This window comes from Streptomyces sp. NPDC002698 (assembly GCF_042888945.1).
Classification (GTDB): Bacteria; Actinomycetota; Actinomycetes; order Streptomycetales; family Streptomycetaceae; genus Streptomyces.
The window spans coordinates 1-22,298 of the sequence record NZ_JBIAQM010000059.1; the positions used below are offsets into that span (position 1 = coordinate 1).

18 protein-coding genes are annotated in these 22,298 nt (G+C 72.4%); 9 read left to right on the plus strand and 9 right to left on the minus strand.

Features of this window, described 5'->3' with window-relative positions; genetic code table 11:
* The 3 genes from ACFYW9_RS39170 to ACFYW9_RS39180 form a co-directional block, all read left to right on the plus strand.
* The coding region (locus ACFYW9_RS39170; protein WP_389159831.1) for a 2-oxo acid dehydrogenase subunit E2 at window positions 1–126 on the plus strand (126 nt) is incomplete at its 5' end.
* Window positions 127–510: 384 nt separating this feature from the next.
* On the plus strand, window positions 511–1,068 hold the full coding sequence (locus tag ACFYW9_RS39175; protein WP_389159811.1) for a glycoside hydrolase family 25 protein: 558 nt from the start codon (window positions 511–513) through the stop codon (window positions 1,066–1,068).
* 248 nt (window positions 1,069–1,316) lie between these two features.
* Window positions 1,317–2,489 carry a N(5)-(carboxyethyl)ornithine synthase gene (locus ACFYW9_RS39180; RefSeq protein ID WP_389159812.1) on the plus strand — a complete coding sequence of 391 codons (1,173 nt, stop codon included), beginning with the start codon at window positions 1,317–1,319 and terminating at the stop codon, window positions 2,487–2,489.
* Window positions 2,490–2,552: 63 nt separating this feature from the next.
* Here ACFYW9_RS39180 and ACFYW9_RS39185 read toward each other — a convergent pair whose 3' ends face one another.
* The 3 genes from ACFYW9_RS39185 to ACFYW9_RS39195 all read right to left on the minus strand — a co-directional run bounded on the left by ACFYW9_RS39185 (window position 2,553) and on the right by ACFYW9_RS39195 (window position 4,592).
* Entirely contained in the window at window positions 2,553–3,215 is a 663-nt protein-coding gene (locus tag ACFYW9_RS39185; RefSeq protein WP_389159813.1) for an NADPH-dependent F420 reductase, read from the minus strand.
* Between the two features lie 189 nt (window positions 3,216–3,404).
* Entirely contained in the window at window positions 3,405–3,617 is a 213-nt protein-coding gene (locus tag ACFYW9_RS39190; RefSeq protein ID WP_351872231.1) for an EF-hand domain-containing protein, read from the minus strand.
* A 60-nt stretch (window positions 3,618–3,677) separates the two neighbouring features.
* The gene (locus ACFYW9_RS39195) at window positions 3,678–4,592 is read right to left on the minus strand and encodes a MerR family transcriptional regulator (protein ID WP_351872233.1); all 915 of its coding nucleotides are present in this window, start codon (window positions 4,590–4,592) and stop codon (window positions 3,678–3,680) included.
* A 54-nt stretch (window positions 4,593–4,646) separates the two neighbouring features.
* Here ACFYW9_RS39195 and ACFYW9_RS39200 point away from each other — a divergent pair, with 54 nt between their 5' ends.
* Complete coding sequence (locus ACFYW9_RS39200) at window positions 4,647–5,282, plus strand: GNAT family N-acetyltransferase (protein ID WP_389159814.1); 636 nt, start codon at window positions 4,647–4,649, stop codon at window positions 5,280–5,282.
* Between the two features lie 37 nt (window positions 5,283–5,319).
* Here the strand turns inward: ACFYW9_RS39200 and ACFYW9_RS39205 are convergent, their stop codons facing one another.
* The 6 genes from ACFYW9_RS39205 to ACFYW9_RS39230 all read right to left on the minus strand — a co-directional run bounded on the left by ACFYW9_RS39205 (window position 5,320) and on the right by ACFYW9_RS39230 (window position 12,041).
* Window positions 5,320–6,519 (minus strand): YncE family protein, encoded by a 1,200-nt coding sequence (locus ACFYW9_RS39205; protein ID WP_389159815.1) that lies wholly within the window; start codon window positions 6,517–6,519, stop codon window positions 5,320–5,322.
* Window positions 6,519–7,355 (minus strand): polysaccharide deacetylase family protein, encoded by an 837-nt coding sequence (locus ACFYW9_RS39210; protein WP_389159816.1) that lies wholly within the window; start codon window positions 7,353–7,355, stop codon window positions 6,519–6,521. Before ACFYW9_RS39210 ends, ACFYW9_RS39205 begins: the two co-directional genes overlap by 1 nt.
* A gap of 291 nt (window positions 7,356–7,646) precedes the next feature.
* Window positions 7,647–8,150 carry an ATP-binding protein gene (locus ACFYW9_RS39215; RefSeq protein WP_351872242.1) on the minus strand — a complete coding sequence of 168 codons (504 nt, stop codon included), beginning with the start codon at window positions 8,148–8,150 and terminating at the stop codon, window positions 7,647–7,649.
* Between the two features lie 285 nt (window positions 8,151–8,435).
* Window positions 8,436–9,203, minus strand: a complete 768-nt coding sequence (locus ACFYW9_RS39220; RefSeq protein WP_351872244.1) for an enoyl-CoA hydratase-related protein — start codon at window positions 9,201–9,203, stop codon at window positions 8,436–8,438.
* A 192-nt stretch (window positions 9,204–9,395) separates the two neighbouring features.
* Window positions 9,396–10,643, minus strand: a complete 1,248-nt coding sequence (locus ACFYW9_RS39225) for an Ig-like domain-containing protein (protein ID WP_389159817.1) — start codon at window positions 10,641–10,643, stop codon at window positions 9,396–9,398.
* 168 nt (window positions 10,644–10,811) lie between these two features.
* Window positions 10,812–12,041, minus strand: coding sequence for an Ig-like domain-containing protein (locus ACFYW9_RS39230; protein ID WP_389159818.1), 1,230 nt, complete (start codon window positions 12,039–12,041; stop codon window positions 10,812–10,814).
* Window positions 12,042–12,192: 151 nt separating this feature from the next.
* Between ACFYW9_RS39230 and glgX the strand changes: the two genes are divergently transcribed.
* The 5 genes from glgX to ACFYW9_RS39255 all read left to right on the plus strand — a co-directional run bounded on the left by glgX (window position 12,193) and on the right by ACFYW9_RS39255 (window position 22,235).
* Window positions 12,193–14,529: a glycogen debranching protein GlgX gene (glgX, locus tag ACFYW9_RS39235; RefSeq protein WP_389159819.1), complete on the plus strand. Its 2,337-nt coding sequence runs from the start codon at window positions 12,193–12,195 to the stop codon at window positions 14,527–14,529.
* Window positions 14,530–14,786: 257 nt separating this feature from the next.
* Window positions 14,787–16,598 carry an ABC transporter ATP-binding protein gene (locus tag ACFYW9_RS39240; protein WP_389159820.1) on the plus strand — a complete coding sequence of 604 codons (1,812 nt, stop codon included), beginning with the start codon at window positions 14,787–14,789 and terminating at the stop codon, window positions 16,596–16,598.
* Window positions 16,595–18,661, plus strand: coding sequence for an ABC transporter ATP-binding protein (locus ACFYW9_RS39245; RefSeq protein WP_389159821.1), 2,067 nt, complete (start codon window positions 16,595–16,597; stop codon window positions 18,659–18,661). Before ACFYW9_RS39240 ends, ACFYW9_RS39245 begins: the two co-directional genes overlap by 4 nt.
* A gap of 47 nt (window positions 18,662–18,708) precedes the next feature.
* Window positions 18,709–20,481, plus strand: coding sequence for an ABC transporter ATP-binding protein (locus tag ACFYW9_RS39250; RefSeq protein ID WP_351872257.1), 1,773 nt, complete (start codon window positions 18,709–18,711; stop codon window positions 20,479–20,481).
* Window positions 20,478–22,235, plus strand: a complete 1,758-nt coding sequence (locus ACFYW9_RS39255; RefSeq protein ID WP_389159822.1) for an ABC transporter ATP-binding protein — start codon at window positions 20,478–20,480, stop codon at window positions 22,233–22,235. Before ACFYW9_RS39250 ends, ACFYW9_RS39255 begins: the two co-directional genes overlap by 4 nt.
* The last annotated feature ends 63 nt before the right edge of the window (window positions 22,236–22,298 follow it).

Genomic DNA, 22,298 nt, shown 5'->3' on the forward strand with positions numbered 1-22,298 from the left:
CGCCAGGTCACCACGCTGGCGCTCTCCTTCGACCACCGCCTGGTCGACGGCGAGCTCGGCTCCCGGGTCCTCGCCGACACCGCCGCCGTCCTGGAACAGCCCAAGCGGCTGATCACCCGGGCGTGATGCCGCAGGACCGGCAGCGTAGCGGACATGCCGTGAGCCAGGCCCGCCCTGACCGTCATCGGCATCGGCCCGCCCGCCGGCGGCCGGGCCGGCCCCCGACGCGCGCCGGCGGGCCGGCTCCCGCGCGGGGCCGGCTCCCGCGCGCCGCGGCGGACGAGAAGCCCGGCACTGAGGACGGGTGCGGGTGCGCCGGTCACGCGTGCGAGCGTGGAGGGGGCGAAGTGGGGGAACCCAAAAGGCAGTTGTCCCGTACGGACTGTCCCCGTGGACAACGGCGGCCGCCCCGACGACCGCCTCCCCGGACAGCGGCAGTTGTTCGCCACGGACACCCGGGGACCGCCCCGCGTGGCCCGTCCCCCTCCCCCACGCACGGAGGCTCCCCCCATGCTGCGAGGCATCGACGTCAGCGCCTACCAGTCGTCCACGTACAGCACCGCCGGCCTCTCCTTCGTCTTCGTCAAGGCGACGGAAGGCCGCTCGTACGTCAATCCGAAACTCACCGCGCAGGTGAGGACCGCCCGCGACGCGGACTGCGTCGTGGGCTTCTACCACTTCCTGTGGCCCGGCAACATCACCGCCCAGGCCGCCTACTTCGTGAGCAAGGCCCCCGAGAGGGCGGGCGACCTGCTCGCCGTCGACTGGGAGACCACCGGCGAGGGCACCCACGCGAGCAACGCGGAGAAGGACCGCTTCATCCGCAAGGTGAAGGAGCTCCGCCCGGACAACCGCGTGGTGCTCTACACGAACCGGAACTTCTGGCTGAACGTCGACACCACCTCGTACGCCGGTGACGGTCTGTGGATCGCCGACTACGTGACCGCCGGCGAACCCCGCATCCAGGCGAAGTGGCGCTTCCACCAGTACACCTCCGAGCCGATGGACCGGGACGTCGCGGACTTCGACACCAAGGCCGCCCTGCGCGCGTGGGCGGACAGCGCCTAGAGGTCACCCGGTTCCTCGCCGACCGCCGATGCCGGGCGCCCCGCCCCGGGGCGCCCGGCATCCGTTTTTTCCCCCGGAACGCCGGGCCTCCAGCCGGGCTCGGACGAGCGGCGGGCGGCCGGCGGCCGGGACCGGAGTACGGTTGCCTTACCGAGCGCACCTCGCACGCCGCCATCCATCGCGGCGTCGCCCTCGGGGAACGGCAAGGCCGGAGCGCATCGCGTCCGGCAGGAAATGAGCCGCCCCACATGAGCCTGATGAGTCTCGGAGTGCTCGCCTCCTCCCGCAAGGAGAACGAGTTCCGCCTGCCCCTCCACCCTCGCCACCTCGACCGGATCGCCCCGGACGTCCGCGAGAAGATCTTCCTCGAACACGGCTACGGCCGACGGTTCGGCGTCTCCGACGACGCGCTGCGGCCCCTGGTGGCCGGACTGCGCTCCCGTGAGGAACTCATCGCCGAGTGCGACATCATGCTGCTGCCCAAGCCCCTGCACGACGACCTCGCCGAGCTGCGCGAGGGCCAGGTGCTGTGGGGATGGCCGCACTGCGTGCAGGACGAGAAGATGACCCAGATCGGCATCGACCGGCGGCTGACGCTGATCGCCTGGGAAGCCATGAACCACTGGACCTCCACGGGCGCCTTCAGCGTCCACGTGTTCCACAAGAACAACGAACTCGCCGGCTACTGCTCGGTCCTGCACGCCCTGCAGCTCGGCGGGCTGACCGGCAGCTACGGGCGCCGTCTGCGCGCGGCGGTCATCAGCTTCGGTGCCACGGCGCGCGGAGCGGTCACGGGCCTGGGCGCCATGGGGGTCTCCGACGTCACGGTGCTCACCCAGCGCGCCGCCGCGGCGGTGGCCTCACCGATGCCCTCGGTCGTGATGAGCCACTTCGAGGAGCGGCCGGACGCCCCCTCGCGCCTGCAGGCCTCCACTCCGGCCGGGCCCGTACCGCTGGCGGAGTACCTGGCCGGGTTCGACATCATCGTCAACTGCGTCCTGCAGGACACCGACGCGCCGCTCATGTTCGTCACCGACGAGGAACTCGCCCTGTTCCGGCCGGGCACGTTCTTCATCGACGTCGCCTGCGACGAGGGCATGGGCTTCGGCTGGGCCCGCCCGACCACCTTCGGCGAGCCCATGCCCACCGTCGGAGCGGGCTGCCACTACTACGCGGTGGATCACAGCCCGTCCCACCTGTGGAACTCCGCCACCTGGGAGATCAGCGAGGCGCTCCTTCCCTACCTGCGCAAGGTCATGAGCGGCCCCACCGCGTGGGACGCCGACATCACGGTCCGCAAGGCCATCGAGATCCGTGACGGCGTCGTCCAGAACCCGAAGATCCTCTCCTTCCAGCACCGGTCCGCCGTCCACCCGCACGCTCCGCAGATCCCGGCGGACGCGCTGAGCCAGGCGGTCTAGAACGCGTGCGCGGCGGGCCGGCCGCTCACCCGCGGAAGTCCGCCACGCGGGCGGACCGGCCGCTCACCCGCGGAAGTCCGCCGTGCGCTCCGGGGACGCCTCCGCCAGTGCCTTCGTCACCGCGTCGCGGCCTTCCTGGAGGCCGTAGACGGGGGTGCCGGGCTGCTGGCGCCAGGAGTCGTCCAGGCCGCCGGCGTCGACCGTGTCGAAGCCGATCTCGTCGATGAGGTCGCGTACGCGCCGCTTCGCCGCCGTGTCGTCGCCGGCCACCGGCAGCGCCATGCGGTCGGGGGCACCGGCCGGACGGGCGCGGTCCAGGATGTCCTGCGCGTAGGTGCCGTTGAACGCCTTGACGACCGTGTGGCCGATCTGCCGGGCGGTCCAGCGGCTCTCGGTGAGGCCGTCGTCCTCGATCCCGGCGATCCTGCCGTCGCGCTGCCGGGGATAGTAGTTGCCGGTGTCGATGACGGCGACGTCCTCGGCGGCTCCGTCCAGGATGCCGTCCGGCAGGTTCGGCACGGCCTTGAGCGGGATCGTGACGATCACGACGTCCGCGCCCCGCGCCGCCCGCTCGACCGTGACGGGGGTCGCCCCGGTCTCCTCGGCGAGCGCGCCGAGCGTCTGGGGACCACGGGAGTTGGCGACGGAGACGTCGTGCCCGGCCGCGGTGAGCCGCCGGGTGAGGTTGCCGCCGATGTTGCCCGCGCCGATGATGCCGATCTTCATGAGACAGACCCTTCCGGAGTCGGTGCACCTGATGGGCACACCAACTCCGGAATCGGATCCCCTATTCCGGGGACACGGCGTCCGGGTGAGCGGAACGGGAACGCCGGGGCCGTGGCGAGCGGGCCGGCGGGTGCCGTCATGCCGAAGGGGCGCCCTCCGGGAGTCCGGCGGGCGCCCCTTCGGACGGCGTCACTTGTTCAGCTGGGTCCAGAACTCGTCGAACGAGAGAACCTTGTCGCCGTTGAGGTCGCGGCTGGCGATGACGGCCTCCGCCACCGACTCGGTGACGTTCCAGTCGCCGCCCTGGGCGAGAGCGGCCTTGAACTCGGCTGCGGTGATGAACCCGTCACCGTCCGTATCGATCCGCTCGAACTGCTTGCGTGCTTCCTCGATGTCGGCCACCGACCCGCCCCTTCGTCGTGCATCACTGCGTGCGTTGCTGCCTTGTGTACGGAGGTCAGATTAACGGTCCGGGTGGGCGCGCAGTGCGGCGAGTACCCAGGCGAACTCCTCACGGTGCGCCGACAGCGGGTCCATGCCCCTGACCAGCGAGGCCAGCTCCCGGAAACGGGCCATCTCGGCGTGTGCCGCGGATTCCATCCGGGCGAGGACGGCGGCCCGGTCGGCGTCGCCGAGAAGCCGGCCGAGCACCGCGTCCGCCTCCGGCGAACCGGGCTCGACACCCTGCTCCAGCGCCTCGGCCGCGAGCCGCACCAGCCGGCTCATGAACCACAGGGACGTTCCCGCCGGCACCTCCGGTCCCCGGTCCGCCGCGTTGAACTCGATCATCTCGCGCATCCGCGCCCGGAAGCCCGGGTCCTGGATCATCTCGGCCAGCTCCACCCAGGCGTCCACCTGCGCGGGTGTCGGGTCGTCCGGCAGGTCACCGACGCCGAACCGCAGCCGGGTACGGATGTCGGGGTCCGCGGTGTCCAGGCCCCCGAAGATCTCCTCCATGAAGTCGTCGATGATCCGCCCGCGTTCGGCGGCGGACAGTCGCGCCAGTCTGTTCATGAGTGTCGTCTCCTGTGCGCTCGAACCACGTCGTGCCACGGTCGACAGCACCGCCCGGGTCACCTTCAGCGACCGGATCTGCGCGTCCAGCGCGACCACATGGGCCGCCGCGACCTCCGCGACCGTCCGCTCGCCGGCCAGCACCCTGCGCACGTCGTCCAGTCCGAGACCCAGCTCGCGCAGGGTGCGGATCAGTTCCAGGCGGGCGGCGCAGGAGGCGTCGTAGAGCCGGTAACCGCCCGCGGAGCGGGTGACGGGGGCGAGGACACCCTCGTCGGACCAGTAGCGGATGGTGCGCACGGTCAGGCCGGTGGCGCGGGCGAGCTCGCCGATGGTGAGAAGGCCGGTGCCGTCGTCGATCATGTCTGCGAGTCTGGGCCTTCCAGTGGGTGGAGACTCAAGCGGTGGGGGACGGTCATGCACGGCACTCTGCGCGACATTCTGGACGCCGCGGCCCGTGGAGTCTTCCCGCCGCCCGACGGCGCCACCACGGTCGTGCGCCCGCACTCCCCCCGCGACACCGGCGTCCTCGCCTTCACCGCGCACTCCGTCGTCTTCACCGACGAGGACGAGGGCTGGGTGCGCGCCACGCTGGAGGCCCTGGACTGCGACCCGCTCGCGGCGGCCATGAACCCGCGGTTCCTCGCCGCGCTCATGGAGCGGACGGGCCGGTCGAACGACACGGTGGACGTACTGTCCGTCGCCGCTCCTCTTCCCGGCCCGGCGGCCCTCGCGCTCACGGAGATCGACGGCCTCGCCCACCCCCGGCTCACGAGTGCCCGCCGACGGCGCGACGGCGTGCGGGCGTGGGCCGCGGACGGCGGGATCCTCGTCCTCGGGCGGGGGGTCGGGGGACGCCTGGAGGCCGCGGTGGAGGTGGACGAGGGCGTACGGCACCGGGGGCTGGGCCGGGCGCTGGCGTCGGCGGCGCGGCACCTGGCCGGCGAACCGGTCTGGGCCCAGGTGGCCGCGGGGAACGCCCGCAGCGCGCGGGCGTTCCAGGCGGCGGGCTACCGGCCGGTGGGCTCGGAGGCTCTGCTTCTGCCCCGCTGAGCGGCGCGGAGGCTCAACTCCCGCCCCGTCGGCCGGGTCAGCGGAAGATGCCGGTGTGGCCGAGCGAGTAGCGGCCGGGCTGGGGGTAGACGGCGAGGCCGTGCGGACCGCTGCCGACCGGGATACGGGCGAGCTGTTCGCCGGTGCGGGTGTCGACGGCGTACACCTCCGAGTTGTACCGGCCGGAGAGCCACAGGACCTTGCCGTCCGCCGAGACGCCGCCCATGTCGGGGCTGCCGCCGTCGGGCAGGTGCCACTTCTTGGTGAGGCGGTTCTGCGTGAAGTCGAAGATGGAGATGGTGCCTTCGCCGCGGTTGGAGATGTACATCTCGCGCGAGTCCCGGCTGACGTACAGTCCGTGGGCGCCCTTGCCCGTGTGCAGCAGGGTCGGTTCGGTGAACTTGTCGCCGTCGAGGATCCACACGCCGTTGGCCATCATGTCGGCGATGTAGAACTTCTTGCCGTCCGGGGAGATCTTCACGTCCTGCGGCATCGCCCCGTGGAACGGCAGCCTCTGCTGGCCGATCACCTCCATCCGCTCGGTGTCGACCTTCAGGAGTTCACCGCTGAACTCGCAGGAGACGACGAAGTAGCGGCCGTCCGGGGAGAAGTCGGCGTGGTTGACGCCGTAGCAGCTGACCGGCTCCGCCTTGACGGTGTTCATGGTGTGCGCGTCACGGAAGACGAGTTCGCGGTCGAGGGAGGCCATCACGATCGCGTACTTGCCGTCGGGCGTGAAGTAGAGGTTGTACGGGTCGTGCACGTCGACCGGCTTGCCCGCCTTGCCGGTCTTCGGGTCGATGGGGGTGAGGGTGTTGCCCCGGTCGTTGTTGACCCACAGGGTCTTCAGGTCCCAGGAGGGGACGACGTGCTGGGGCTGGACACCGACCGGGATCGTCTCGATGACCTTGTACGTCTTCGGGTCGATGACCGTGACCGTGTTGGAGTTGGTGTTGGGCACGTAGACGCGGGACGGGAAGTCCTTGACCACCGGGGAGAGCCGGTTCGGGCGGTCGGCGGCGTAGACGTCGGCGGGGTCCAGCAAGGGGGGCATGCCGGGCAGTCCCTGGACGACCGGCTTCTTCACCGGGGCGGGCCGGACGGCCGCCTTGGTGGTGCTGTGCGTCCGCTCGGTGTGGTCCTGGGAGGAACCGCCGCAGCCCGCGAGGAGGGCCAGCGCGGTGAGGGCGGCGCCGGCGGCCGGTACGCGGCGCGGGGAGGAGGGTGGTGTCGGCATCAGCTCAGCAGCTCCGTGGTGGTGACCGCGCCGAGGCCGCGGCGGTCGAGTTCGTGCAGAAGGCCGGGGAGGGCGGCGACCGTGCCGGCGTATCCGAAGTGCAGGCTCACGACGGAGCCGGGCCGGACCTCGGCCAGCACCTTGCGGGTGACGGCGGCGGATCCCGGCGAGGTGTAGTCGAGGGAGTCGACGTCGTAGGAGAGCGTGTGCGGGTAGCCCGCGTCGCGGGCGAGGCGCTGGACCAGGGGGGAGGCCCGGGGGCTGCGGGAGGGCCGGAACCAGGTGCCGATCGAGCCGGTGAGCCGCCTGAGGCGGTCCGCGCAGCCCCGGATCTCCGCCGCCGCCTCCGTCTCCGTCATCGCGTTGATGTCGAGATGGCGCAGGGTGTGGTTGCCGAGGTCGTGGCCGCCGTCGAGGATGCGGCGGGCGATGTCCGGGTACTCGTCCAGCCAGGTGCCGACGGCGAGGACGGTGACCCGGGCGCCCGCCTTCTCCGCTTCGCCGAGAACCGCCTTCGCCACGGCGGGGTCGCCCTGGCCGTGGAAGGTGAGGGCCACTCTGGACGGGTGGGTGCGGGGGCCGTTGGTGATCTCGGCGGGTCGGCCGGGGTAGCGGCGGGGGGCGGGGGCGGGCGCGGAGGCTCCGCGGGTCGCCGTGGGGGGCGCGCTGGGCGCGGCCGGGGGTGTCGTGAGGTCGTGGGGCCGGCTGGTTCGCGGGGCGGAGCAGCCGGCGGTCGCTCCGGCGGCGAGGGTTCCTGCGGTGAGCGCGAGTCCCGTGAGCAGGGCAGCGCGCCGGGGCGGGGCGGGGGCTGCGTGGTCTTCGGCGGACGTGGTCACCGGACCATTTAAGGATGAATCAGCCGAAAAACCGGCGATTGGTCCGACCGGGTGGTGGTGCGGGTCGCCTCGCGGCGTGCGCGTACGAGGCCGTACGAGGCCGTGGGCCACGGCTGTCGCCGGTGGCGCGGCGCGCACCCCTATTCGTCCCGCGTCACCCCGCGAGCCCCGGCTGCCACGCGGCCGGGCTCATGCGCGCCCGGGGGAACGGGCCGTCGGCCGGAAGCGGAGCGGCGGCCACGAGGGGGTCGGCCGCGGGGACGACCGGAACGGAGCAGGGCCCGGAGCGGGTCAGCGGTCGGCGACGCGCATTTCGAACCAGGTGGTCTTGCCGCGGGGCAGCAGGTCGACACCCCAGCGGTCGGAGAGCTTGTCGACGAGGAAGAGGCCCCGGCCGCTCAGGTCCAGTTCCTGGACCGGCATGAGACAGGGAAGGCCGCGGGAGGGGTCACGGACCTCGATACGGATCCAGCCGCGGCGGCGGCGCGCTCGGAGTCCGAAGACGCGGGCGCCGGTGTGCCGCACGGCGTTGCCCACGAGTTCGGAGACGAGTAAGACCGCGTCCTCGGTCATCTTCGGGGACAGGCCCCAGTGCCGCAGCACCACGACCTGGGCGAGCCGCCGCGCGGTGGCCGCGGACTCCGGGCGGGACGGCAGCAGCACCTCCGACTCGGTCGGATTGCCGAACAACTCCAGTGCCTTGAGCGCTCGTTCGTCCTCGACCGCAGGCGTCCAGCGCGCCGCGGTCGCACTTCCGTGCCGCCGCGGCTGTTCCATACCCTCCAGCCCCGCCATGCCCCCCATCATGGCCGCCCGGCGTCCGCTCCGGGGCCGTTCCGAAGGAATAGGCCCCCCGGAACGCGACATTCCACACTATTCGATCGGCATATGCCACAGGCAGTTCGGAGGCGGCGGGAGCCCGTCCGACCTGCCGGAACAGGCCGGTCGGGGGCAATCGCCGCCGCCTCTCGACAAGGTGGGCTTAAGGCTGTCTTAAGCCAGGGATAAAGCGCCCCTTCGAGGGACGCCGTCGTGACGCCGCGTCAACCGCGAGGGGGCCGGCGGTGACGCGGCGGAGGCTCAGAGGAACTTCGCCTTGCCGGGGCCCTCTTCCACGAAGCTCCGCATGCCCCGCTCGCGGTCCTCCGTCGCGAACAGGCCCGCGAACCAGTTCCGCTCGATGGTCAGCCCGGTCTCGATGTCCGTCTCCAGACCCGCGTCGACGGACTCCTTCGCCGCGCGCAGCGCGATGGCCGGCCCCTGCGCGAGCCTGGCGGCCCAGGCGTGCGCCTCGGTGTAGACGTCGGCGGCGGGAACGACCCGGTCGACCAGGCCGAGCGTGAGGGCCTCGTCGGCCTTGACCATGCGGCCGGTGAAGATGAGGTCCTTGGCCTTGGAGGGGCCGATCAGCCGGGACAGCCGCTGGGTGCCGCCGGCGCCGGGGATCAGGCCGAGCAGGATCTCGGGCTGGCCCAGCTTGGCGTTGTCCCCGGCGATGCGGTAGTCGGCGCACAGGGCCAGTTCGCAGCCGCCGCCGAGCGCGTATCCGGTGACGGCGGCGACGACGGGCTTGGGGATGCGGGCGACGGCGGTGAAGGAGTCCTGCAGGGCCCGGGACCGCACCACCATCGCGGCGTGGTCCATGGCCTGCATCTCCTTGATGTCCGCGCCCGCCGCGAACACCTTCTCCCCGCCGTACAGCACCACGGCGCGGACGTCCGGCCGGATCGTGGCCTCCTCGGCCAGCTCCTTGAGACGGTCCTGCGTCGCCACGTCCAGGGCGTTCATGGGAGGGCGGTCCAGGCGGATGGTGCCCACGCCTTCGGCCACTTCGAGATGCACAGTCATGGAAGCAGGTTAGTGGCCGTTAACGGCACCGGGCCGGGTGTGCTGGGTCACAGCACACCCGGCCCGGTGGGGAGCGGTCGGGCGACGGGGCCGGAAACGGTCACGCGAGCCGGGCGAAAGCCGTCACGCGGTCCGGTCCTCGGCCCTCACGCGGTCCTGTCCTGCGAGATCACTCGGTCCGGTACGGCGAGATCACTTGGTCCAGTCCGCCCAGGAAATGTTCCAGCCGTTGAGGCCGTTGGCCGGGTCGACCGTCGGGTCGGTGGAGTTCTTCACGACCACCACGTCACCGACCATCGAGTGGTTGAAGAACCAGGCGGCCGGCACGCCGCTGTCGTAGCCGCCGCGCACGTCCCGCAGGCCTATGCAGCCGTGGCTGGCGTTGTAGTTGCCGAAGGCGCCGCCGCCCCAGTAGTTGCCGTGCACGAAGGTGCCCGAGGCGGTCAGGCGCATGGCGTGCGGGACGTCCTTGATGTCGTACTCGCCGTCGTAGCCGACCGTGTCGCCGTTCATCCGGGTCACGGTGAACTTCTCGCTGATGACCATCTGGCCGTTCCAGGTGGCGTAGCCGGGCTTGCCGGTGGTCACCGGGATGGTCTTGACGACCTTGCCCTCCTGCATGACCTTCATCGTGTGCTTCTTGGCGTCCACGACGGACACCTGGTCGCGGCCGATGGTGAAGGAGACGGTCTTGGCCTGCTTGCCGTAGACGCCCTTGCGGCCCTCGACGCCGTCGAGGTTCAGCTTCACGGTGACCTTGGTGCCGGCCTTCCAGTACTTCTCGGGCCGGAAGTCGAGGCGGTCGTTGCCGAACCAGTGGCCCTGGACGTCGACGGCCGGCTCGGTCGTGATCTTGATGGCCTTCTCGACGTCGTCCGGCTTGGTGATGCCCCGGGTGAAGCGGACCGAGAACGGCATGCCGACGCCGACCTTGGAGCCGTCCTCGGGCGTGAAGTTGCCGGTGAAGGTGTTCTGCGGGCTCAGCGTCGTGAAGGACGAGTCCTCGGCCGCCGTGCGGCCCTCGGAGTCCTTCGCGACCGCGTGCACCTGGTACTTGGTGGACGCCGCGAGGTGCGTGGCGGGCGTCCAGCCGCCGCCGTCGGCCGATATCTCGCCGTCGATCTTCGTGCCCTCGTCGTCCTTGACGGTGACCTCGGTCAGTTTGCCCTTACTGACCGTGACCTTGAGGGTGTCGCTGGTGTCGACGTCCTTGGCGCCGGCCTTCGGCGCGATCGTGACGACGGCCACCGACTGCTTGCTCTCCGCGGTGGTGCTGCCCTTGCCGTCCTTGTCCTTCCCTCCGGACCCCGAGTCCGTTCCCCCGCCCCCGCCGCAGGCCGTGACGGCCAGCAGCGCACCGCCGACGATCACCGCCCACCGCTTGTTGCGGCCGCGTGAGCGTCCACCTGCCGACGCCCACGATGCCGGTCGCACGTTCACAGTCTTTCTCCCCTCGCAAGGCCTGATCAGGCCCCCACCCCAGCGCGTCCCACGCGATCACTGGCGCATATTAACCTCACGGTTTTGAGCTCCGTGTCAGGTCAATGTCACCGTTCCGTCGCAACTTGGACCATCGACCGCAAAGATGGTTGCACCGGGGAGCGAAGATCAGTCGACCGCGCTGCCGGCCTTCCACTCCTTCCAGCCCATGTTCCAGCCACCGAGTCCGTTGTCGGGGGCCACCTTCTTGTCCTTGCTGTGGACGACCTCGACGACGTCCCCGATGAGGCTGCGGTCGAAGAACCAGCCGGCCGGGGTGTCGGAGCTGCCGCCCTTCACGTCCCTCAGCCCCACGCAGCCGTGGCTGACGTTGGTGTTGCCGAAGGCGTCCGGCGCCCAGTAGTTGCCGTGCAGGAAGGTCCCGGAGTCGGTCAGGCGCATCGCGTGCGGGACGTCGGGGATGTCGTACTCGCCGCCGAAACCGACGGTCCGGCTGTTCATCCGGGTCACCTCGAGCATCTCGGTGACGACCATCTTCCCGTTGTACGTCGTCGTCTTCGGCGCTCCGGCCGTGATCGGCACCGTGGCCAGGAGGTCGCCTTCACGGCGTACCTCCATCGTGTGGGCGCCGGCGTCGACGAGGGACCTCTGGTCGCGGCCGACGGTGAACGAGAAGGTCCTGGACTGGAGTCCGTACACGCCGGGTGCCCCTTCGACGTCGCGCAGCCGCAGCGCCACGGTGACCTTCGTGCCCGGCTTCCAGTAGCGCTCGGGACGGAAGTCGACGCGTCCGCCGCCGAACCAGTGCGGGCGGATCTCGACCGCGGGCCGCGCCTCGACCCGGATCGCGCGCTCGACGGCGGCCCGGTTCTCGACCTCCCGGTTGAACTCCAGGGAGACGATCATCCCGGTGCCGACGACGGAGCGGTCCTCCGGGGTGACGTACCCGATGAACCGCTCGTCGGGGACGGCCGTGGTGAACGTGGTGTGCCGGGCCGAGCGGTGCCCGCGGCCGTCCAGGGCCACCGCGTCCACGGTGTACTTGGCGGCCAGGGCGAGCCGCTTCTCGTCCGGTCTCCAGGACAGGCCGTCGTCGCTGATGTGCCCCGGTACGGGTGACTCCCGGGCGTCCTGGGACTTGACCACCTTCACGGACTCCAGGCGACCGCCGGGCACCCGTACCAGCAGTGCCTCCCGCGGTCGTACGCCCTTGGTGTTGTCGTCGGGCGAGACGTGGATGACGTCCTTCGGCGCCCGTGGTCTGCCGAACGCCTCCCCGATCCCGTCCGAGATCCCGCCGGAGGTGCAGCCGGAGGCTCCGGCCAGCAGACCGGCCCAGGTCAGTACGGCGGCCAGCGCGGCCCCTGCGCGCCGCGCGCGCGTGTGTACGTGCTTCACAAGGGACCCAACGACGCCGCCCCTCCGGGGAAACGTGAGTGCGAGCCACGCTCTGGGCAGAACAGTGGGGAGGACGACGCGCCAAGGAGCCGCGGCCGGGACGCCGTGCACCCTTTTCCGTGCCGTTCCACGAGCCGTGGGAGGCTGACCGGTGTCGAGCGCACCCGAGCAGGAGGCGGTCCAGGAGGGACGCGCCGCGGGCGGCGGGCTGCCCGCGCAGACCGTCACGGACCCGGCGGGGCCGCCCGCCTCCGCACCGCCCGCCGCCGTGCCGGCGCCCGCGGACCCGGCGGTGGAGCCGGCCGCTCCCGCGCTGAACGGCTCACGGCGCCCCGCGGCGCCTCCGGTCGGCGCCTGGCCGGGTGCCCCGACCCCGCTCGGAGCACGCTTCCGGGTCGGCCCCGACGGCACCACGGGCACCAACTTCGCCCTGTGGGCGGGCGGCGCGGAGGCCGTCGACCTGTGCCTCTTCGACGAGGAGGGCGTCGAGACCCGCGTCCCGCTCACCGAACTCACCCACGAGATCTGGCACGGCTTCGTCCCCGGTGTGCTCCCCGGCCGCCGCTACGGCTTTCGGGTGCACGGCCGCTGGGACCCGTGGACCGGCGCCCGCTGGAACCCGGCGAAGCTGCTCCTGGACCCGTACGCCCGTGCCGTGGACGGCGACTTCACCCTGCCGCCCGAGGTGTACGGCCATGTCCGCGACTGGCCGCAGCAACAGGTCGCCGACACCGTGCGCGACGACCGCGACTCGGCGCCCCTCGTCCCCAAGGGCGTCGTCGTCCAGGACGACGACGACTGGTCGGACGACCACCGCCCCAAGACCCCGTGGGCGGACTCGGTCATCTACGAACTGCACGTGCGCGGATTCACCCGTCTGCACCCGGGCGTCCCCGAGGAACTGCGCGGCACGTACGCGGGCCTGGCGCACCCGGCCGCGATCGAGCACCTGGTGAACCTCGGGGTGACGGCGGTGGAGCTGCTGCCGGTGCACCAGTTCGCGCACGAGGACCACCTGCTGCGCCGGGGCCTGAAGAACTACTGGGGCTACAACTCGATCGGCTACTTCGCCCCGCACGCGGGCTACGCCGCCTCCGGCACGAGGGGCGAGCAGGTCGGCGAGTTCAAGCGGATGGTGCGCGCGCTGCACGCGGCGGGGATCGAGGTCATCCTCGACGTCGTCTACAACCACACCGCGGAGGCCGGCGAACTGGGCCCGATGCTGTCGCTGCGCGGCATCGACAACCGGGGGTACTACCGGCTCCAGTCGGACGCCCGCCGCTACGCGGACTACACGGGCTGCGGCAACACCCTGCACGTCGTGCAGCCGCAGGTGCTGCGGCTGATCACGGACTCGCTGCGGTACTGGGTCACCGAGATGGGCGTCGACGGGTTCCGCTTCGACCTGGCGGCCGCGCTCGCCCGTTCCATGCACGACGTCGACATGCTGTCGCCGTTCCTCGCCGTCATCGCCCAGGATCCGGTGCTGCGCCGGGTGAAGCTGATCGCCGAGCCGTGGGACGTGGGCTCCGGCGGCTACCAGGTGGGCGCCTTCCCGCCCCTGTGGACGGAGTGGAACGACCGCTACCGCAACGCCGTCCGGGACTTCTGGCGCGGCGCTCTGCCCGACGTACGGGATCTGGGCTACCGCCTGTCGGGGTCGAGCGACCTGTACGCGTGGGGCGGCCGGCGGCCGTACGCCTCCGTCAACTTCGTGACCGCGCACGACGGTTTCACCCTGCGCGACCTCGTGTCGTACGAGCGCAAGCACAACGAGGCGAACGGCGAGGGCAACCGGGACGGCACCGACGACAACCGGGCCTGGAACGGCGGGACGGAGGGCGAGAACGCGGACGACGGCCTGCGTGCCCTGCGACGGCGCCAGCTGAGGAACCTGCTGACGACGCTGCTGCTGTCGACGGGCGTTCCGATGCTGGTCGCCGGGGACGAGTTCGGGCGCACCCAGCGGGGCAACAACAACGCCTACTGCCAGGACAACGAGATCAGCTGGGTCGACTGGTCGCTGCTGGACGACCCCGGCTGGCGGGCACTGTTCGAACTGACGTCCCGTCTGATCGCGCTGCGCCACGCGCATCCCGTACTGCGCCGCCGGGCCTTCTTCTCCGGGCGGGCGCACTCGGCCGACGGGCTGCGGGATCTGGCCTGGTTCACCGCGCGGGGCACCGAGATGACGGAACGGGACTGGTACGCGCCCGCCGCGACCCTCGGCATGTACCTGTCCGGCCGGGACATCCCCGGACGGGACGCGCGGGGCGCCCCGGTCGTCGACGACAGCTTCCTCGCCGTACTGCACGCCGGGGACCGGCCGGCCTCCTTCGACCTGCCGGGGGCGCCCTGGGCCGCGGCGTACGAGGTGGTCGTGGACACCTCGCGCGAGGATCAGACGGCGGCGCCCGCGCTCACGCACCGGGCGGGCACGGCGATCACGGTGCCGGCGCGGTCCGTGCTGCTGCTCAGGGTCCGCTGAGGGCGCGGCCCCTCGGAGGGCGTGGGGGCGCGGCCCCTCGGAGGGCGGGCCGGGGGGGGGCGCGGCCTCGGGAGGCGGACTGGGGATGGCGCCCTACCGAGGTGACATCGGCCGATCGGCCGATGCGGCGGTACGACCCGTCGGACGCCCGCTCCGGGAGTCCGCCGGGCGTCCGCCCCCGGGAGCGCTTCGAACGATTCAGGTGCGCCCAAAAACTCGGTGGGCACTGTCAGTGGTGAAACGTAGGCTCGCTCATGATGACCACATCCGATGCAGCCGCCGCGGACCACCCCGACCGTTCGACCGTACGCAGCCTGCTGCGCCTGTGGCCGTATGTACGCCCGGTGCGGGCGCGGCTGTTCGGCGCGGCGTTCGTCGCCGTCGTCGCGTCCTGTCTCTCGCTCGTGTTCCCGCTGATCCTGAAGTGGATGGTGGACGGCCCGGTCGCCGGGCGCGACCCGGCGGGTGTCTGGCTCGGGGCGCTGTACCTGCTGCTGCTCGGCATCGCCGAAGCCGGTCTGTTCGGGCTGCGCCGCTGGCTGGTGGCCCGCCCGCTGGCCGGGGTCGAGGCGGACATGCGGGCCGGTCTGTACCGGCATCTGCAGCGCCTTCCGGTCGCCTTCCACGACCGCTGGGCGTCGGGTCAGCTGCTGTCCCGGGCGACCACCGATCTGATGCTGGTCCGCATGTTCCTGGCGTTCCCGCTGACCTTCCTGCTGGTGAACGGCGTGACGATCACCGCGGGCATCGCCATCATGCTGGCCCAGCAATGGACCCTCGGACTGGTGCTGCTCGCCCCCGCCGTCCCCGTCATGATCGTCTGCTGGTTCTTCGAGCGGCGCTACTCGGAGGTGGCGCGGCGGGCGCAGGACCAGGTCGGCGATCTGACGACGGTGATCGAGGAGAGTGTGCTCGGTATCCGGATCATCAAGGGGTTCGGGCGCCATCGCAGCCAGGCGCGCGCGTTCCGCGAGCTGTCCCGGACCCTGCGCGGCACGGAGCTGGTCAAGGCCCGGCTGCTCGCCTCCATCTGGGGCGTCATCGTCACCCTGCCCGAGTTCGCCATCGGCGCCGCCCTCGTCCTCGGCACGGTCCAGGTCGCCGACGGCCGTCTCTCCGCCGGCACGCTGGTCGCGTTCCTGTCGACCGCGCTCGCCCTGCGCTGGCCCGTCGACTCGATCGGCTTCCTCCTCGCGATGAGCCAGGAGGCCGGGACGGCCACGGAACGGTACTTCGAGGTCATGAACGCGAGGCCGGAGTCGGACGGCACGGCCGCCGCGGCCACCGCGGCCACCGCGCTCACGGCCAAAGGGAGCGAGGGCGACGGCGGACTGCGGTTCCACGGCGTCGAGTTCCGCTATCCCGACGCCCCCGCGGACGCGCCCCCGGTGCTGGCCCGCATCGACCTGCACGTCCGCCCCGGCGAGAGCATGGCGCTCGTCGGTGCCACCGGCACCGGCAAGACCACCCTCACCGCGCTCGTCCCCCGCCTGCACGAGGTGACCTCCGGCCGGATCACCCTGGACGGCCGGGACATCACCGGGATGCCCCGCGAGGAGCTGCGCGAACTCGTCGCCGTCGCCTTCGAGGAACCCACCCTCTTCTCGGCCACGGTCGGCGAGAACGTCCTGATGGGTGCCCCCGAGACCGCCGGCCGCGCGGAGCTGGACCGTGCCCTCTCCGTCGCGCAGGCCGACTTCGCGCACACGCTGCCCCAGGGCACGGGGACGCAGGTCGGCGAACAGGGCCTCAGCCTCTCCGGCGGGCAGCGGCAGCGGCTCGCGCTGGCCCGCGCGGTGGTCGGCCGGCCCCGCTTCCTCGTGCTCGACGACCCGCTGTCGGCGCTGGACGTGCACACCGAGGCGGCGGTCGAGGCCGCGCTGCGCCGGGTGCTGGCGGAGACGACCGCGCTGATCGTGGCGCACCGCCCGTCCACGGTCCTGCTGGCCGACCGGGTGGCCCTGATCTCCGACGGCCGGATCGCGGCGGTCGGCACCCACCACGAACTGCTGCGCACCCATGCCGAATACGCCCACCTGATGTCGGGTGCAGAGGAGGACGGCCGATGACGGCGGCGCCCACGACCACCGCGCCGGACAGGGAACCGAACGAGGAACCGGACGGAGGAACCGGAAGGGGTCCCGGCGACGGAACGGACAGCGGCCGAAGCGGCGGACCGGACGCGGGCCGGGACGACGGAACCGGCGGCGGCAGCCACGCCGACACCGATACCGGCACCGGCACCGGCACCGGCACCGATACTGACACCAGCACCGACCTGGACGACGGGCCGGACGGTCCGCGGCGAAAGGTCCGGGCGGCCCCGGAACCCGCGCCGTACGAGGACGCCTTCGACCACGACACCCTGCCCACTCCCCCGGGCGCGACCGCGACGCTGCTGCGCTCGCTGCTCGCCCCGCTCCGGACCCGGGTCGCCGTGACCACCGTTCTGCTGCTGCTCCAGCAGGCCGCCGTGCAGGTGGGCCCGCTGCTGGTGGCGTACGCCATCGACCGTGCCGTACCGGCCTTCCGGCAGGACGACCACGGGCCGCTGATCGCCGTGGGCGTCGCCTACCTGCTGTGCGCGGCGGCCTCCGGCGGACTCCAGTACGCCTTCATCATCGCCTCGGCCCGGGTCAACCAGGACGTGCTGCTCGATCTGCGCGGCCGGATCTTCCGGCACGCCCAGGCCCTCAGCATCGACTTCCACGAGCGCTACACCTCGGGCCGGCTGATCTCCCGCTCCACGACGGACGTCGAGTCGCTGCGCGAACTGCTCAGCGAGGGGCTCCAGGAACTCGTCACCGTCATCCTGTCCTTCGTCTACATCTCGGCGATGCTGCTCTGGCTGGACGTCGGGCTGGGCGCGGTCGCGGTGGTCTCCTTCGTGCCGCTGTATCTGCTCATCCGCCGTTACCAGCGCCGCGCGGGCCGGATCTTCGCCGTCCGTTCGACGACGATCGCCGCGGTGATCGTGAAGTTCGCGGAGACGATGAACGGCATCCGGCCGGTGCGCGCGTTCCGCCGGGAGGCCGCCAACGAGGCCGAGTTCGGGGTGCTCAACCGGCGGCACGAGAGGACGAACGGCGACGCCCTGCTGGAGATGGCCCGCTATGTCGTGGGCTCCCGGCTCGTCGCCAACACGGCGGTCGCGGGCATCGTGCTGTGGGGCGCCCACCGGGTGGCGTCGGGTTCGCTGGCGCTCGGTGTGCTCGCGGCGGCGGTCCTCTATCTGCGCCGGCTCTACGACCCCATCGACCGCCTCGGCATGTTCCTGAACTCCTACCAGTCCGCCGCGGCCTCGCTGGAGAAGATCGCCGGTCTGCTGGCCCAGACGCCGTCCGTGCCGGAGCCGTCCGTGCCCCGGCAGCTGCCCGCCCTCGCCTCCGAACACCCCGGCCGCGAGGTGGTGTTCGACGAGGTCCGCTTCGCGTACCGCACCGGCGGGGAGGTCCTGCCCTCCTTCTCGCTCACGCTGCCCGCCGGACAGACGGTGGCCGTGGTCGGCTCGACCGGCGCCGGCAAGTCGACACTGGCCAAACTCCTGGCCCGGTTCTACGACCCCACCGAGGGCCGGGTCCTGCTCGACGGCGTCGATCTGCGCGAGCTGCCGGTGCCCGAACTGCGGCGCGGGGTGGTGATGGTGACCCAGGAGGCGTTCCTGTTCTCGGGCACGGTCGCCGAGAACATCGCGATCGGCCGCCCCGAGGCGTCCCGCGAGGAGATCGAGCGGGCGGCGAAGGCGATCGGCGCGCACGACTTCATCAGCGCCCTGCCCGACGGCTACGACACGGACGTACGCAAGCGCGGCGGCCGGATCTCCGCGGGCCAGCGTCAACTCGTGGCCTTCGCGCGGGCCCTGCTCGCCGACCCGGCCGTCCTGATCCTCGACGAGGCGACCAGCTCCCTGGACATCCCGGGCGAACGGGCCGTGCAGCGCGCCATGTCGACGGTCCTGCGGGGGCGTACGGCGGTGGTCATCGCGCACCGGCTGTCGACGGTGGCGATCGCCGACCGGGTGCTGGTGATGGAGCACGGGCGGGTCGTCGAGGACGGCACACCCGCCGGACTCGTCGCGGGCACGGGCCGGTTCGCGGACCTGCACCGGGCATGGCGCGACAGCCTCGTGTAGTGGCGAACGGGCGGGAAGAGGGCGGACGAAGGGGCGGACGGAGCGCGATGATCGACACGTACGCGGCGCCGGGGACACCGGACCGCCGGGGCGGCTGGCGGTTCCTGTGGTGGCTGGTCACCCGGCAGACACACCGGTCGGTCACCGGCGCGGTGGTCTCCACCGTGTGGATGGGACTCATGGCACTGACGCCGTATCTGCTGTCCCGGGCGATCGACGACGGACTCGAGCCGCGCGACGGGGCGGCGCTGGCGGGCTGGACGGCCGCCGTGCTCGGTACCGGGGTGTTCAACGCCGGTCTGGGTGTCGTACGCCACCGCACGATGACCCAGGTCCGGATGGACGCCAACTTCCGTACGGTCAAACTCGTGGTCGAGCACGCGGCCCGGCTCGGCGCGGCCCTGTCGCGGCAGGTCGGCACGGGGGAGATCATCACGGTCGGCGTGCGCGATGTGGACACGATCAGCAGGTCGCTGACCGTCGTCGGCCCCGGTCTGGCCGCGGTCGTCACCTACGGTGTCGTGGCCGCGCTGCTGCTGCCGGTCTCGGTGCAGCTGTCGGCGGTGCTCCTGCTCGGGGTTCCGCTGACGGCCGTGCTCGTCGGGCCGTTGACGCTCCGCCTCCAGGGGACCGAGACGGGGTACCGGGAACGGCAGGCCGTCCTGACCGCGCGCATCGGCGATCTCGCGGGCGGTCTGCGCGTCCTGAACGGCCTCGGCGGCAAGGGGCTGTTCGCGGACGCGTTCCGCCGCGACGCCCGGAAGCTGCGTGAACAGGGGTACCGGGTCGGCGCGGTGACCAGCTGGATCCAGGCGCTCGGCGTGGGGCTGCCGTCCGTCCTGCTGGCCGCGGTGACCTGGCTCGCCGCCCGGCTGGCCGCCCAGGGAGACATCACCATCGGCCAGTTGGTGTCGGTGTACGGCTACGTCGCGGTCCTCGTCCTGCCGGTGTACTTCTTCATCGACTGCGGCTACGAACTCTCCCGGGGCGTGGTCGCCGCCCGGCGCGTCGTCAGGTTCCTGTCCCTGGAACCCGTCGCCTCTCCCCCGGACGCCCTCGACGCCCCGGAGTTCCCGGCCGCTCTGCACGATCCGGAGTCCGGGGTCCGGGTGGTCCCGGGCCGGCTGACCGTGCTGGCCGGAGCCCGCCCCGACCAGTCCGCGGCCGTGGTCGACCGGCTCGGCCGGTACGCCGCCTCGGACGTGACCTGGGGCGGCGTACGGCTCGACCAGGTCGCGCTGCCCCAGGTGCGCGACCGGATCCTGGTGGCCGAGCACGAGGCCGACCTGTTCGCGGGCGTCCTGCGCGACCTGGTCCGAGGGCGCCGGGACGCCGACGAGGAGACCGTCGACCGGGCCGTGCGCGCGGCCGCCGCCGACGACATCGTCCTCGGGCTGCCGGGCGGCCTCGACGCGGCCGTCGACGCGCAGGGCCGGAACCTGTCCGGCGGGCAGCGGCAGCGGGTCCGGCTGGTGCGCGCGCTCCTCGCGGATCCCGAGGTGCTGCTCGCCCTGGAGCCGACCTCGGCGCTCGACGCCCACACCGAGGCCAAGGTCGCCGCCCGGCTGCGCACCGCCCGCTCGGGCCGTACGACCCTCGTGACCAGCACGTCACCGCTCGTACTGGACCACGCGGACACGGTCTGCTTCCTCGTCGACGGCAAGGCGGCGGCCACCGGCACCCACCGTGAACTCCTGCGGAGCCAACCGGGATACCGGTCGCTGGTGGCCCGCGACACGGAGCCGGACGAGGACGCGGGTACGGGTGAGGAAGGGGACGCGGATCCGATGGCGGGCGTGGACGAGGAGGTCGTGCTGTGACGGGCCGGCTGCCGGTGGCGGGGCGCGCCGAGGTGCGGCGGGCGGCACTGCGGCTGATCCGGGCGGACGGACGGGTGTTCGCCGCCGTGCTCGCGCTCAACGCGCTGGCCGCGGGCGCCGGACTGGCCGGCCCCTGGCTGCTCGGGCGGATGATCGACGACGTACGCGACGGCGCGGGTGTGGAGGCGGTGGACGGGCCGGCGCTCGTCATCCTCGTGGCCTCACTGGTCCAGCTGCTGCTGTCGCGCTGGGCCGGGTACGTGGCGTACCGCTTCGGCGAGCGGACCCTCGCGCGGGTGCGGGAGGAGTTCGTGGAGCGGACGCTGGCGCTGCCCGCGTCGGTCGTGGAGCGCGCGGGCACCGGCGATCTGACGGCACGCGGCACCGGCGACGTCACGGTGGTGGGCAACACCCTGCGCGACGCGGGGCCCCAGCTGCTGATCTCCGGCGCGCAGGCGCTGTTCGTCCTCGTCGCCGTCTTCGCCATCGACCCGCTGCTCGGCGCCTGCGGGGTGCTCGGACTGGTCGGCATCGGATTCGCGCTGCGCTGGTATCTGCGCCGGGCGCGCGCCGCCTATCTCGCCCAGGAGGCCGCCACCTCGGAGGTCGCCGAGATCCTCGCGGCCACGGCGTCCGGCGCCCGCACGGTGGAGGCGTTCGGGCTGCGCGGGACCCGGATCCGGGCGAGCCGGGACGCGCTGGAGGTCTCCCGGGTGACGCGGATGCGGACGCTGTTCCTGCGCAGCGTGTTCTTCCCGGCCGTGGAGATCTCGTACATCGTGCCGGTCGTCGCCGTCCTCCTGGTGGGCGGCGCGCTGCACGCCCGGGGCACGCTGAGCCTCGGCACCGTGGTCGCGGCGACGCTCTATCTGCACCGGCTCGCCGACCCGCTCGACCAGATCCTGAACCAGGTCGAGCAACTGCAGAGCAGCGGCGCCTCGTTCGCCCGCGTCGAGGGTCTCGCCGGGGCGCCGCGCTCCGTGCCGGCCGACTCCCCCGTACCGGTGGACGACCGGATCGACGTCACCGGTGTGCGGTACGCGTACGACGGTGGCGGCGAGGTGCTGCGCGGGGTCGATCTGACCGTGCGGCCCGGGGAACGGCTGGCCGTCGTGGGCCCCTCGGGCGCCGGGAAGACCACGCTGAGCAGACTGCTGGCGGGGGTCGACGCTCCGGGCAGCGGGACGGTGACCGTCGGGCGGGTGCCGGTCGTCGACCTCGACCCGGAGCAGCTGCGCCGGCACGTCGTCCTCGTCACCCAGGAGCACCACGTGTTCCTCGGCACGGTCCGTGACAACCTGCTCATCGCCGAACCGGGCGCCGGGGACGCCGAGTTGTGGGCGGCACTCGCGGCCGTCGGCGCCGGCGACTGGGCCGGGGAGCTCCCCGACGGGCTGGACACCGAACTGGGGCCGGAGGCCCTGCGCGTCGACGGCTCACGGGCCCAGCAGCTGGCGCTGGCCCGGGTGGTGCTCGCGGACCCGCACACCTTGATCCTCGACGAGGCCACGGCGCTCCTCGATCCGACGACCGCCCGGCACACGGAGCGTGCGCTGGCCACCGTGCTGGAGGGCCGCACCGTCATCGCCATCGCCCACCGGCTGCACACCGCCCATGACGCCGACCGGGTGGCGGTGATGGAGGACGGCCGGCTGACCGAACTGGGCACGCACGACGAACTGGTGGCGGCCGACGGGCCCTACGCGGCGCTGTGGCACTCGTGGCACGGGGACGGGAGTCCCCCGCCCGGCTGATCCGCGCCCCCGCGCTCGCTCCCGTGCCGGTCCGTTGCATGCCGGTCCGTCCCGCGCTCCCTC

Bases quoted from the DNA above. Each gene is read 5' to 3' on its own strand.
- ACFYW9_RS39200 (WP_389159814.1), top strand. From the start codon at position 4,647: ATGCACGGCACTCTGCGCGACATTCTGGACGCCGCGGCCCGTGGAGTC.
- ACFYW9_RS39245 (WP_389159821.1), top strand. From the start codon at position 16,595: ATGACGGCGGCGCCCACGACCACCGCGCCGGACAGGGAACCGAACGAG.
- ACFYW9_RS39180 (WP_389159812.1), top strand. From the start codon at position 1,317: ATGAGCCTGATGAGTCTCGGAGTGCTCGCCTCCTCCCGCAAGGAGAAC.
- ACFYW9_RS39220 (WP_351872244.1), bottom strand. From the start codon at position 9,203: ATGACTGTGCATCTCGAAGTGGCCGAAGGCGTGGGCACCATCCGCCTG.
- ACFYW9_RS39240 (WP_389159820.1), top strand. From the start codon at position 14,787: ATGACCACATCCGATGCAGCCGCCGCGGACCACCCCGACCGTTCGACC.
- ACFYW9_RS39185 (WP_389159813.1), bottom strand. From the start codon at position 3,215: ATGAAGATCGGCATCATCGGCGCGGGCAACATCGGCGGCAACCTCACC.
- ACFYW9_RS39250 (WP_351872257.1), top strand. From the start codon at position 18,709: ATGATCGACACGTACGCGGCGCCGGGGACACCGGACCGCCGGGGCGGC.
- ACFYW9_RS39215 (WP_351872242.1), bottom strand. From the start codon at position 8,150: ATGGCGGGGCTGGAGGGTATGGAACAGCCGCGGCGGCACGGAAGTGCG.
- ACFYW9_RS39205 (WP_389159815.1), bottom strand. From the start codon at position 6,519: ATGCCGACACCACCCTCCTCCCCGCGCCGCGTACCGGCCGCCGGCGCC.
- ACFYW9_RS39175 (WP_389159811.1), top strand. From the start codon at position 511: ATGCTGCGAGGCATCGACGTCAGCGCCTACCAGTCGTCCACGTACAGC.
- ACFYW9_RS39195 (WP_351872233.1), bottom strand. From the start codon at position 4,592: ATGATCGACGACGGCACCGGCCTTCTCACCATCGGCGAGCTCGCCCGC.